Below are 13,148 nucleotides of genomic sequence, written 5' to 3'. Positions count from 1 at the left end.
ACCGACGCGACGCGGCGCGCGGTCCATGGCCCGGTCGTTTTCCCAGCAGGCCCGTCACGGCGCGCTGCTGTTGCCACAAATCCGCGCCATCGGGGATCTGGACGAAGGCGAGCCGCCATTCGATCTGGACGCATTGGGCCTTGACCTGCCGCCGGCCGTGTCTTCCCTGCGCCGTCGCTTTGAGCTGGCCCGCCTGATCACCCGCCACTATGCCGGGCTCGAAGGTCGTGAGGTATCGGCCAAACTGGCTCTGGAACTGGCCGACAGCCTAGCCGGTTTTTTCGATTCGCTGGCCCTGGAAGAAGTGGATGCCGAAGACCGGCTCGACAGCCTGGTGTCCGGTGCCGGTCAGGATCAATATACCCTGGAAGGCTGGGCGGAACACTGGCAGGTATCGGCCAGATTCCTCAATGTCGCGGTACGTGAATGGCCAAAACGACTGGCCGAACTGGACCTGCTTGATCCGTCGCAGCGCCAGGTCATTTTGATTCGCCGACTGGTTGATCAGTGGACGGATCATCCGCCGCAGGTTCCCCTCATCCTGGCCGGAAGTACCGGATCGGCGCCGTCCATGGCCGACCTGATGCACGCGGTCGCCACCGCGCCGTTGGGCGCGGTCGTCTTGCCGGGGCTCGATCTGCATCTTGCCGAAGATGTCTGGCGTCAGATCGAAGATTCGCATCCGCAAGGTACGATGAAACGGACCCTTGATCGTCATGGGGTTTCGCGCGACCAGATTCATCTCTGGCCTGCCTCCGTCGAGGCCGACCGCAAGGGCGATGCCCGCCGCCGCCTGCTCAATGAAGCGCTGCGCCCGGCCGAGGCGACCAAGGACTGGCTGAGCCAGATTGCCACCTTGAAGGCCGAGGACGGCGATCCATTCCGCGACGGCCTTGATGGCCTCATTGAGATTAACACGGCGCGGGACGAAGAGGCGGCATCCGTCATCGCCTTGCTCATGCGCGAAGCCATCGAACGGCCCAAGGATGTCGTGGCCCTGATTACGCCGGATATTACCCTGTCGCGCCGCGTGGCTGCCCGTCTGTCGCGCTGGGGGTTGCAGCCGGACAACTCAGCCGGTGAGCCCCTGCCCAATACCCTGACCGGTCGGTTCCTGCTCGATATTATGGGTTTGATGGAGACGCCGTACGATCCGGTTTTGCTTCTGTCCCTGTTCAATCATCCCTATTGCCGTTTGGAGGGCCGCCCCGGCCTGTTCGTCCTGGAGACGAGGGCCTTGCGTGGCGCCACGCCTACAGGACTGGACATGATATCTGCCGCAATTGCGTCGGAGCCAATGGCGATTGATCTGTGGACGGATTATTTGGACCTCATCATGCCGGCGCTCGCAGCGCCCGTAACCGACCTGGGTCAGGCGATTGCCAGAATCGTCGGTCTGGCCGAAAGCCTGGCGCGGGAAGACGGTGCCGTTCTGTGGCAAGGGGCGCCGGGCGCACAGGCTTCGGAAATGCTGGCAGAGCTCATTCGCGAAAGCGCCGGCTTCCCGGTTTCGGGCGCGCGGGAGGTGCGTGATATTCTGTCCCATCTCATCGCTTTGTCCAAGGTTCGAACCGGTGGCAACACGCATCCGCGTCTGCTTATTCTCGGCGCCATCGAAGCGCGCCTCGTCAAGGCGGACAGGCTGATCCTGGCGGGTCTTGAAGAAGGGGTATGGCCGCAAGCACCCGATCTCGACCCCTTCCTGTCCCGTCCGATGCGTGAGCGCCTGGGCCTGCCTAGTCCGGAGCGGCGCACCGGTTTGTCGGCCCATGATTTCGTTCAGGCAGCCGCGGCGCCGGAAGTCTATCTCGTCACCCGCCACCGTCGCGAAGGCGAGCCTCAGGTGCAGTCGCGCTGGCTGTGGCGGTTGCAGACCCTGTGTGATGGAGCCGGCGTCAAAATCCCGGAGCGCCCACAGGTGCTGGACTGGGCGCGCGCCATAGATTGCGGCCTGAAGGCCAAGCCGTCCAGCCTGAAGCCCGCCACCCGTCCCGCACCGAAACCGCCCGTGGCCGTTCGCCCGATGCAGATGCCGGTGACCCAGGTCGAGGTCTTCGTGCGCGACCCTTATGCCATCTATGCCCGCCGCATCCTGAACCTGCGGCCCATGGATCGGCCGAATGAGCCGGTCGAGGCCCGTCAACGCGGGACAGCGATCCACAAAAGCCTGGAACGGTTCGGCAAGCAGGATTTATTGGGCGAAGCCGGTGTGAGGCTGCTGACAACCCTGCTGGAAGATGAACTGCTGGCCACGAATCTCTCTCCGGCCCAGATGGCCTTGCAGAGGCCGTTGCTGGAGGGCATGGCGCGGGAGTTTGTCGCGTTCGAGACCGAGCGCAGGGCCGGGCGGCCTAGTCTGTTGATCGAACAGTCCGGTGAGCTGAGGTTAGACACGTCGCGCGGCGACTTTATCCTGACCGCCAAGTCCGATCGCATCGAGGTGCGCGAAGACGCGGTCGATATTCTCGATTTCAAGACCGGCTTGCCGCCGTCGGCAAAGCAGGTCGCTGCGGGATTTTATCCGCAGTTGACCCTCACGGCGGCCATCCTGCGGCATGGCGGCTTTTCTGGCGTCAGCGACCGGCTGATCGGCGACCTGATCTATGTCCGGGTCGCGCCCGATGGCACGACGCAACGTTCGGCTGTTCAGAAGGGCGAAACGGCGTCTGACTTGGCGGAAAAGGCCTTGGCCGGGTTTCGTCGCCGCCTGGATGACTATGCCGATCCGGACAAGCCCTATCTTTCGTGGACCGCGCCGCAATTCCTCAAGATTCGCGGCGGTGACTACGATCAGCTGGCTCGCCTCTATGAATGGAATGTCCTGGGTGACGACGAAGCGATGGAAGAGGAGGTCGAGGCATGAATGCGCAAAATATCGCCGCCGATCCGCGCGCCTCGTCTTTTTTGACCGCCAATGCCGGGTCGGGAAAGACCTCGACCCTCGTCAACCGGGTGGCGCGCCTGTTGCTCAACGGCGCCAGGCCGGAACGCATCCTGTGCGTCACCTATACCAAGGCGGCGGCTGCGGAAATGCAGGGCCGGTTGTTCGAACGGCTGGGTGGATGGGCCATCGCGCCTGATGATGACCTGCGCCGGGATCTGGCCAGTATCGACGAAGCCGTCCACGACCTGCCGCAGGCGCGTGCCCTGTTTGCCAAGGCGCTGGAAACGCCCGGCGGCCTAAAAATCCAGACCCTGCACGCCTTTTGCGAAAAACTGCTGCGTCGCTTTCCACTCGAAGCCGGCCTGTCTCCCGCCTTTCAGGTGCTTGACGATTTGATTGGCGGCGATCTGGCCGAAACGGCACGCACCGGTTTGCTGACGCTCGATGCGCCGGAATTGGCGGCTCTGACAGAGGCACGCGACCGCTTGATCCGTAAACTGAAGGTTGGCGGTTTCGAACGGCTGCTGGCGCAGTTTATTCACCAGCACGACGACATAAAGGCGGCGTTCGAACGATTGGAAGCACGCGGTAATTGGCAGGCCGCGCTATTCCATAGCCTCGGTCTGGACGGCATCTGCACAAGCGTGGAATGCCTCGACGCCTACGAGGCGCGGCTGGAATGGGAAATCATACGCGATCTGGCCGCCGTATTGAGTACCGGTGCATCAAAGACCAATCAGGAAGCAGGCCAAGCCTTCCTGGCGCTTTACGAAGGCTATCAGGCCGGTCAGGGCCTGGACTTCGACCGCCTGAAATCCATCTTCATCACCAAGACGGGAACCCCGCGCAAGGCGACCTATACCAAGGAGACCCCGCCGGGTGACGCCATCGTTATGGACCGCCTCGGGCGCGAGATCGCCCTACTGGTTGAGCAATTGAAGGCGGCTGAGATTGCGGAAAACACGCTGGACGCCCTGCGCCTGTTTGCCATCTTCAGCACGATTTACCAGACGGAGAAACGTCAGCACGGCGCGCTGGATTTCCAGGACCTGATCAACAAGACCAAATCCCTGCTGTCGGATCGCATGATGTCGATCTGGGTGTTGTTCAAGCTTGATGGCGGGCTGGAACATGTTCTGGTCGACGAAGCGCAGGATACGTCCGGTGATCAGTGGGCCATCGTCAAGGCGCTGACCGAAGAATTCTTTGCCGGCGCCAGTCAGACGTCTGTGCAACGCACCGTCTTTGCCGTGGGCGATGAAAAGCAGTCCATCTATGGCTTTCAGGGTGCGAAGCCCGACCTGTTTCTCGGCAATGGCGCCTATTTCGAAGCGCGGGCGAATGAGGCATCCTTGCGCTTTGTCGCACCCGATCTGGTCGAAAGCTGGCGTACCCTGCCTGAACTGCTCGGCTTTGTTGATGCCGTCTTTGCCGAATCGGATCTGTCCCGCGCGCTCAACTTCACGGGCCACCCCATTGTTCACAAGCCGCAACGCCGGCGTCACAACGGGCTGGTTGAACTTTGGCCTCTGGTTCAGCCGATAGAGGTGCCCGAAGCGACGGCGGATGATGACGATATCGCGCCGGTCGACGCACCGTCGCGGGAACCGCCGTCAAAACGCCTGGCCAAGCAGCTGGCCATGACAATCAGGTCGGAAATCGACGCTGGCCGGGCTGTTTACATTAAGGGCAAGGAAGAGCCGCGCCCTATGCACGCCGGTGATGTGCTGATTCTGGTACGCAAACGCGACCATCTGTTTGAACATATCATCCGTGAACTGAAGATTGCGGGTGTGCCGGTATCGGGTGCGGATCGGCTCAAACTGGGCGACCATATCGCCTTCCAGGATCTGCGCGCCCTGATGCGCTTTTGCCTGCAACCCAATGATAGCCTGTCCCTGGCCTGTGTCTTACGAAGTCCCCTGTGCGATCTTAGCGAAGAGGATCTCTATAGGTTGGCGCAGGGGCGCGAAGGGGCTCTGTGGGGACGCCTGCTTGACTATGACGGCGTCGAGGACCGGTTTGTCGAAGCCCGCGTCTTTCTATTGTGGGTGCACCGCACAGCGCATCACCTGACGGCATTCGACTTCCTGGCGCGTGTGCTCAACCGCCGGGATGGCGCGGGCCGTTCGACCAAGCAGCGCTTCCTGACGCGGCTCGGTGACGAATGTGAGGACGTGTTGGATGAAACCCTGGCCCTGGCGCTGAAAGGCGAAGGTGTCGGCGATACTGGCCTGGCGGCCTGTCTCGACCTGTTTGAATTCCGTGCGGCACAGATCAAGCGTGAGCAGGAGGAAGGCGGCCGCAGTGTCCGCGTCATGACGGTGCACGGGTCCAAAGGGCTGGAAGCGCCATGGGTTATCCTGCCTATCGGGCCGCAGCATAGCTCCGCCACCAAGGACGACCTTTTGATGCGCAGCGACGACGGTGATCTGTACCTGTGTGCAACGGGTCGAAAAGGGGATACAGACCGCATCACCGCGATCCGTGACGCAAAGGCCCTTAAGGACGAGCAGGAGGGGTTGCGACTCCTTTATGTCGCCCTGACCCGCGCACGCGATCGGCTCACCCTGTGCGGCTATGCCGGCCGCAAGGCGACCGGCAAAAACAATGCCTTCGCACCCTGGTACGATCTGTTGAAGGACGCGTTCGACCGGCTTCCGACGACGTTGGAGCCGATGCCCTTGAAGGCGCCGTTCGACGATATGGAACAGGCGAAAGAAGTGATTGTGCAGCTTCATGGCGTCCGATCACCTGCCCTGACCGCCGAAGCCGCTGTTTTGGCGCCAGAGGTAAAATTACCCGACTTCGTCACCACCATCGTGGCCCAGGCCGATGTCGATCTGGAACGCGGCGCCGAACGCTGGGCGGCGATTTCGCAAATGGGGGACGAAGACCGTGAGGCGGAGGAACGCGCGCCATCGCCCCTGGAATCGCAAAACGGTCTGGGCCGCTATCGCCGGGGCATATTGATCCACAAGCTGTTTGAAATCCTGCCCGATATCCCCGCCACCAAGCGCGAAGAGGTGGCGATACGCTATCTGGGGCGTCAGGCGGACCTTACGGACAGCCAGCGAATTGAAATGGCGGGTGCTGTGCTGGCCGTCCTGACCGATGCCCGTTTTGCCGAAGCCTTCGGACCGCAAAGCCGTCCGGAAGTCGCATTGGCGGGAGGCATCGGCCGGACGGTGCGCGGAGACGAAATCATGTTGTCCGGGCGGATCGACCGTCTGGTCGTAACCGACGACCGCGTGGTGATTATCGATTATAAATCCAATCGGCCAGCCCCGGACACGGCGGAGGGCGCGTCTGTGACCTATCAGCGTCAGATGGCCGGCTATGTGGCGTTGCTGCGGCAGATCTATCCGCAAAAGACGGTCGAGGCGGCACTGTTATGGACGGACGGTCCGAAACTGACTCCCTTAAGCGAGACTTTAGTAAATCTCCGCCTGGCGGAAATTCTGGCGCGTTGATTTCTGTCACCAATGCTCTTACATATTGGCCAACAGTTGAAAGGAGCCGATTATGGCTACGCATAAGATCACCGACGAATCCTTTGAAAACGATGTCCTGAAGTCCGACACCCCTGTGTTGGTTGATTTCTGGGCAGAGTGGTGCGGCCCCTGTAAGCAGATCGCACCGATTTTGGAAGAACTGGCTGATGGCCTCGGCGACAAGGTCAAGATCGCCAAGCTTAACATCGAAGACAGCCCGATGACGCCTTCGCGTTTCGGCGTGCGCGGTATCCCGACCATGATGTTGTTCAAGAATGGCCAGATGACCTCGATGAAGGTCGGCGCCATGCCGAAGGCCAAGCTGCTGGAATGGCTGGGCGAGAATTCAATCGCTTGAAATTGGCGATAGGCGTCGCGGTCGTCGCTTGCGGGTATTGAAATATACCCGCGTCGCTAGCCGGCTAGCCTCTCATCCAATTTGAAGCGATTGCGACCTGTCAATTAGGTTGGCCACGTCTCTTGGGACATGGCCAGGCAGTCGCCGACCAGATACAGCGAGCCGCAGATCAGGACCCGCAAGGGTGTTTGAGTCAGACTTTCAATCGCATCCAGAGGGCTTGAAGCGACATCCGCTTCAAGCCCTTTGCTTTGGGCGGCGGCTGCCAGGTCGGCGGGGGGAATGGCGGCGTCGCTGCTGAAGGTGACGCAATGGACATGGGCGTCCAACCCGGCAAAATGCGCGAAGAACTCCGCCGCATCTTTTGTGTTGATCAGACCGCAGATCAGATGCAGCGGTTTCGCGTCCCGCGCCTGCTGCCGGTCGATAAAGTCGCGCAAGGCCCGCGCGGCATGCGGATTATGACCGCCATCGAGCCACAGTTCCGAGGCGCGGTCTTTCAGAGCGGTAAACAGGGGGCCGCCCCTGAGCGCCTGCAAACGGCCGGGCCATTGGGCGGTGAGCAGCCCTTTTTCGATAGCCTCGACGCTCAGGCCGAGCATCAGGCCTGCCTTGACGGCAAGGCCCGCATTTTCAATCTGATGTTCACCGGCCAGCCGCGGTAGCGGCAGGTCGTAAAGCGCATCTTCATCCTGGAAGATCAGCCGGTCCCCTTCGCGCCACGCATCTATGCCTTGGCCCATGCTTGTCAGGGTGACGTTCAGCTTAAGCGCTTGGCGTTCCAATGCCTGGGCGGCCTCGTCGGGCTGGCGGGCGCTGAGCGCGGGAACGCCGGGTTTGAAGATACCGGCTTTCTGGCGGGCAATGGTGCTGAGGTCATTGCCCAGAAAGGACTGATGATCATAGTCGATGGGCGTGATGAGAGTCGCATAGGGTTTTGCGATGATATTGGTGGCATCGAGGAGCCCGCCCAAACCCGTTTCCAGCAGCAACAGATCAGCGGGCGTTTCGCTGAAGGCGACAAAGGCCGCGGCCGTGGTCGATTCGAAAAAGGTCAGGGGCGCGCCGGCATTGGCGGCTTCGACCCGGCTGAGGACGTCCGCCAGATAGGTTTCATCGATCAATGTGCCGGCCAGACGGATGCGTTCAGCGAATCGGACCAGATGCGGCGAGGTATAGACATGGACCTTCAGCCCTTGGGCCTCGGCCATGGCCCGCAGAAGGGCGATGGTCGATCCCTTGCCATTGGTGCCTGCCACATGGACGATGCGTGGCAGGCGGTCCTGTGGGCGGCCCAGCGCTTCGCAGACACGCAACATCCGGTCGAGGTTGAGGTCGATCAGCTTGGGATGCAGGGCTTTCAGGCGTTCAAGCGGCGCATCAAAAGGCAACAGGCGGTCGGTCATGCGCGTGTTTAGCGCCTTTCACCGGGACCTGTCTATCCCAGCAAGGGCGCGGTAAAACAAGTACGCCCGTCATAACGAATTTAAGCCGCCTTGCGCTTGCCGCCCATCAGCATGGACATCAGGGCGCCAAGCACTTCCGGCAATTCCGAGCGCGACACGACGCGATCGACCATGCCCTTTTCGACCAGATATTCCGAACGCTGGAAGCCTTCCGGCAGCTTTTCGCGGATGGTGCTTTCGATAACACGCGGGCCGGCAAAGCCGATGAGCGCGCCCGGTTCGGCCAGATGAATATCGCCCAGCATGGCGTAGGACGCCGTAACACCGCCGGTCGTCGGATCGGTAAGGACGACGATATAGGGCAGCTGCACCTTTTTCAGTTCCTGAATGGCCAGGGTAGTGCGTGCCATCTGCATCAATGACAAGGCCCCTTCCTGCATCCGCGCGCCGCCGGCGGCGGTGAAGACGACCATGGGGCATTTGCGCGCGACAGCGGCTTCCGCGGCGGCGATAAAGCCTTCGCCAGCGGCCATGCCGAGCGATCCGCCCATGAAGGCGAAATCCTGAACCAGCACGACGCAGTTCACGCCCTGGACCTGGCCATAGCCGATGGCCATGACGTCACGCGCACCTGTCGAGGCGCGGGCGGCCTTCAGGCGCTCCTTGTAGGGTTTGCCGTCGGAAAAGTGCAGCGGATCTTCGACCACTTCCGGTGTGGGCAGGGAGTCGTAGCGGCCATCGTCAAAGGTGAATTTCAGGCGAAGCGTGGCGCCGATACGCATGTGGCGACCGGAGGGCGTCACCCACAGGGCGGCTTCCAGGTCCGAGCGATAGATCATGTCGCCGGTATCAGGATCCTTGACCCACAGATTTTCCGGCGTTTCGCGCTTGTTGCCGACAAAGTTGGATATGCCTGGCGCAATCTTGCTCAGCCATCCGCCGCGCTCACGGCGCGGTGCGGGGGAGGGGGCTTGCGGCAATTTTGGGCCTTTATTGGACTTGTCAGGTGTCGCCATAGGTTAAGATACTCCGATTAGCCCTTGGCCGCCAAACGTGCAGAATGAACAGCCTGTGCCAAAACTGTGGCCTTTTCCAGCACTTTCGCGCTAGCGGTGCCATTTTCCAGTAAACTTTCTGTTTGCTCTGTCGCGTCGCGGCTTGAGAGCCAGTGTTTGATTTCATCCACCAGCGCCGATCCCACAACCGCCGCATCGGCGATGCGGGCAATACTGGCCGCGCTGTCTGCGCTGCGGATTCCGAAACCAACCGCCACGGGCAGGTTGGCGGCTTCGCGAACCCGCGCGACCGCTTCGGCGATCGCATCGGCATTGGCTTCCTTGACCCCAGTGACGCCTGCCACCGAGACATAGTAGATAAAGCCGCGAGTCCGTTTCACAACCGTTAACAGTCGGTCGGCGTCGGTGGTGGGCGTCGCCAGCCGGATCAGGGCGATATCATTGGCGTCGAGCGCGTCGCTAAGCGCATCGGCTTCTTCCGGCGGGCAATCGACCACGATCAGACCATCGGCGCCCGCTTCGGAGGCGGTTTGCGCAAAACGGTCGTAGCCGAGATATTCGACCGGGTTCATGTAGCCCATCAGGATGATGGGCGTGTCCTGATCGATTTCGCGGAAACGCTTCACCAAGGCGAAGACATCACGCAGCTTTGTTCCGGCGGCCAGAGACCGTTCAGCGGCGCGCTGAATGGTCGGCCCTTCGGCCATCGGGTCGGAGAAGGGGAAACCCAGTTCGATGATGTCGGCACCGGCGGCGGGCAGCCCCTTGAGGATGTCGAAGGTGGTTTCCAGATCGGGATCACCGGCCATCACATAGGCGATGAAGGCGGATGTGTTTTGGGCCTTCAGCTCGGCGAAGCGCTTGTCTATGCGGGCGACACTCACGACAGGGCACTCCCATTTTGTTCGCCCATATGCTTGGCGACGGTGGCGATATCCTTGTCGCCACGACCGGAGAGGTTTAGCACGACGATGCCACCCTTGCCGACTTCGCGCGCCAGGTCGCCGACCTTGGCGATGGCGTGCGACGATTCTAGCGCCGGAATAATGCCTTCCAGCTTGCAGGTCAGTTGGAAGGCATCGAGTGCTTCCTGGTCGGTACAGGTGACGTATTTCGCGCGGCCTGTATCGAACAGGTGGGCGTGTTCGGGCCCGATGCCGGGATAGTCGAGGCCGGCGGAAATCGAATGGCCTTCCAGAATCTGGCCGTCCTCGTCCTGCAGCAGATAGGTGCGGTTGCCATGCAGCACGCCAGGCCGTCCGCCATTGAGCGACGAGGCGTGGCCGTTATAGACATCCAGCCCATGACCGGAGGCTTCGACGCCAACCAGCTTGACCGTGTCGTAGTCGATAAAGGGGTGGAACATGCCAATGGCATTTGAGCCGCCGCCGACGCAGGCGATGAGGGCGTCAGGCAGTCGGCCTTCCATTTCCAGAATCTGTTCGCGCGTTTCCTTGCCAATGACGGATTGGAAATCACGCACCATCTCAGGATAGGGGTGCATGCCGGCGGCGGTGCCGATCATGTAATAGGTGTCGTGGACGTTGGTGACCCAATCGCGCAGGGCCTCGTTCATGGCGTCTTTCAGCGTGCCCTGACCGTTGGTCACTGGCGATACCTTGGCGCCGAGCAGCCCCATGCGGAAGACGTTGGGCTTTTGGCGTTCGACATCGGTAGCGCCCATATAGACGATGCAAGGCAGGTCGAAGCGCGCGCATACCGTGGCCGATGCAACGCCGTGTTGGCCGGCGCCGGTTTCGGCGATGATGCGCTTGCGACCCATGCGTCTGGCCAGCAGGATCTGACCGATGCAGTTGTTGATCTTGTGCGCGCCGGTGTGGTTCAGCTCCTCGCGCTTGAAATAGATCTTTGCCCCGCCGTGGTGCGCCGTCAGGCGTTCAGCAAAATAGAGCGGGCTTGGCCGACCGACAAAATGGGTCATCAGGCTGTTGAACTCTGCCCAGAAGGCGGGGTCATTTTTGGCGTCATGCCACGCGGCGTTCAGTTCCAGAACCAGCGGCATCAGGGTTTCGGGGACATATTGGCCGCCGAACTGACCAAACCGGCCCTTGGCGTCCGGTTGGCTGTAGCTGTTTCGCAGAACGGGATTGCTCACCGTGGGTATTCCTTTGTGTAAAAGAGAAGGAGAAGGGCTTATATAGCTTTTGCCGTGCGAAGAAAGCCAGAAATGAGTCCTGCGTCCTTCTGACCCGGCGCCGATTCGACGCCTGAGGAGACGTCGAGCAGGGTAGCGCCCGACAATTCAACCGCTTCACGCGCATTGGCGGCATCGAGACCGCCGGCCAGGAACCAGGGTGTCGTTCCCCGGTATCCCTGCATGAGTGTCCAGTCGAACCGCAGGCCCAATCCGCCGGGCAAGGCCGCGTCCTTGGGGGGCTTGGCATCGAACATCAGGTAGGTAACATGCGGTTCATAGGCCTCGGCGGCATAAAGATCGGCAGCCTCACCGACGCTCAGGACCTTAATCAGGGGCAAACCGGTCAGGGCGGCAATCTCCGCGACCCGCGCCGGCGTTTCCTTGCCGTGTAATTGAATGAAGTCTGGTCTTACGGTGTCTCTGAGCGCGTCCAGTAATGTGTCGTCGGGATCGACAACGACGGCGACCAGGGGCAGTTGGGCGCCAGTCTCGCGAATCACTTTCATAAGCGCCGCCATGTCATCGACGGACAGATGACGCGGGCTTTTGGCGAAATGAATGAAGCCCAAAAAGTCAGCGCTGTCATTTATAGCCGCCTGAGCGGCAGCTAAAGTCCGAATTCCGCATATTTTTATCTTGGGACGCATAAAACACCTCGACTTGATGTGTCTTTGGGGAGAGCTTTAGCAAAAATCAAGATTTGAGATCTAAATTTCAAATTAAATAATTCGGCTCGTCACAAAAAAGAAACTGCCGAAACTATATCAGGGTACGGAAAATCATGGCTGAATATGTGTTGTTATGCGACATAAGCAACGGAACTTATCTGAAACTGGCACTGGCGCGGCGTGGGGGCCGCCCCCACGAAAATACACATTACGCCTGTAATAGTCTTGAGGAATTCAAGACGGCGATTACCGATTTTCTGGAAGCTCAGGGCCAGCCGACCTTGGCCGGCGCCGCGATTTCGGCGGCGGGTTGGGAGCGTGGCGGCATCATACATCTGCCCAATCACGGCTTTTCCATTGATCGCGCCGACATGCGACAATTCCTCGACATTCAGCGGATCAATCTGGTGAACGACTTCGTCGCCAAGGCCCTGGCCATACCTCGCCTTGAAGCGAATGAACGTGAGCAGATCTGCGGTGGGGAGGCCATGGATGAGCAGGTGATCGCGGTGATCGGCCCGCATAATGGGCTGGGCATGTCTGCCTTGGCGCCCGACGGTATGGGCAACTGGACCGCCATGCCGACCGAAGGTGGCCATTCCGATCTGGCGCCGACCAGCGATCTCGAAGACGCGGTTTTGCGCATTCTTAGCGAAAAGTACGGTCACGTGTCGCGCGAACGGGTGATTTCGATTCCAGGTATCAGCGAGTTGTGGTCCGCAGTGGCCCGTCTTGAAGGCGATAATGCAACGGCGCCGGGCATCGAAGAAGTGATTGCCATGGCATCGACAGGTGATGCGCGGTCAAAACAAGCGATCGATCTCAGCATGGGCTGGTTCGCCGCCATGGCGTCCGATGTCGCCCTCATCCTGGGGGCACGTGGCGGGGTTTATCTGGCCGGCGACCTGCTTGATATGATTGGTGATCTTTTCGATGTGCCGGCCTTCGTCAAGCGCTATGGGACTAAGGGACGCCTGAGCAATTACGTCAATGAGGTTCCGGTTTTCAAGGTAACGGCGCGTGACATGGAGCTTATCGGCCTGGCAACACTGTTTGATTAAACGGCGTACACCCCAGAAAATACACCCAGAATCAAAAAACCCCCAGCCTAAGCCGGGGGTTTTTCGATATCTGAGCCGGAACCCCGTGAGAGGTTCCGGTTCT

9 protein-coding genes are annotated in these 13,148 nt (G+C 60.6%); 4 read left to right on the top strand and 5 right to left on the bottom strand.

Features of this window, described 5'->3' with window-relative positions; all coding sequences use genetic code 11:
• Nucleotides 1-25 precede the first annotated feature (25 nt).
• The 3 genes from addB to trxA are packed head-to-tail and all read left to right on the top strand — an operon-like array spanning nt 26 to nt 6,736.
• Complete coding sequence (addB, locus tag RCJ00_RS11135; protein WP_316221983.1) at nt 26-2,863, top strand: double-strand break repair protein AddB; 2,838 nt, start codon at nt 26-28, stop codon at nt 2,861-2,863.
• A complete protein-coding gene (gene addA, locus RCJ00_RS11130; RefSeq protein ID WP_316221981.1) occupies nt 2,860-6,357 on the top strand; it encodes a double-strand break repair helicase AddA in 3,498 nt (1,165 codons plus the stop codon). The genes addB and addA overlap by 4 nt, the downstream gene beginning before the upstream one ends.
• A 52-nt stretch (nt 6,358-6,409) precedes the next feature.
• The gene (trxA, locus tag RCJ00_RS11125) at nt 6,410-6,736 is read left to right on the top strand and encodes a thioredoxin (RefSeq protein ID WP_023459916.1); all 327 of its coding nucleotides are present in this window, start codon (nt 6,410-6,412) and stop codon (nt 6,734-6,736) included.
• 104 nt (nt 6,737-6,840) lie between these two features.
• Here the strand turns inward: trxA and RCJ00_RS11120 are convergent, their stop codons facing one another.
• The 5 genes from RCJ00_RS11120 to RCJ00_RS11100 all read right to left on the bottom strand — a co-directional run bounded on the left by RCJ00_RS11120 (nt 6,841) and on the right by RCJ00_RS11100 (nt 11,963).
• Entirely contained in the window at nt 6,841-8,142 is a 1,302-nt protein-coding gene (locus tag RCJ00_RS11120; protein WP_316221980.1) for a bifunctional folylpolyglutamate synthase/dihydrofolate synthase, read from the bottom strand.
• 80 nt (nt 8,143-8,222) lie between these two features.
• Entirely contained in the window at nt 8,223-9,158 is a 936-nt protein-coding gene (locus RCJ00_RS11115; protein WP_316221979.1) for an acetyl-CoA carboxylase carboxyltransferase subunit beta, read from the bottom strand.
• A 17-nt stretch (nt 9,159-9,175) separates the two neighbouring features.
• A complete protein-coding gene (gene trpA / locus RCJ00_RS11110) occupies nt 9,176-10,042 on the bottom strand; it encodes a tryptophan synthase subunit alpha (RefSeq protein ID WP_316221978.1) in 867 nt (288 codons plus the stop codon).
• On the bottom strand, nt 10,039-11,274 hold the full coding sequence (gene trpB / locus RCJ00_RS11105) for a tryptophan synthase subunit beta (RefSeq protein WP_316221977.1): 1,236 nt from the start codon (nt 11,272-11,274) through the stop codon (nt 10,039-10,041). The genes trpA and trpB overlap by 4 nt, the downstream gene beginning before the upstream one ends.
• A gap of 38 nt (nt 11,275-11,312) precedes the next feature.
• Nucleotides 11,313-11,963, bottom strand: a complete 651-nt coding sequence (locus RCJ00_RS11100) for a phosphoribosylanthranilate isomerase (RefSeq protein ID WP_316221975.1) — start codon at nt 11,961-11,963, stop codon at nt 11,313-11,315.
• A gap of 134 nt (nt 11,964-12,097) precedes the next feature.
• Here RCJ00_RS11100 and RCJ00_RS11095 point away from each other — a divergent pair, with 134 nt between their 5' ends.
• A complete protein-coding gene (locus RCJ00_RS11095) occupies nt 12,098-13,045 on the top strand; it encodes a glucokinase (RefSeq protein ID WP_316221974.1) in 948 nt (315 codons plus the stop codon).
• Nucleotides 13,046-13,148: the final 103 nt, after the last annotated feature.

Source organism: Asticcacaulis aquihabitans (assembly GCF_032490435.1).
GTDB lineage: Bacteria > Pseudomonadota > Alphaproteobacteria > Caulobacterales > Caulobacteraceae > Asticcacaulis.
This window is presented reverse-complemented; position numbering and strand designations above follow the sequence as displayed.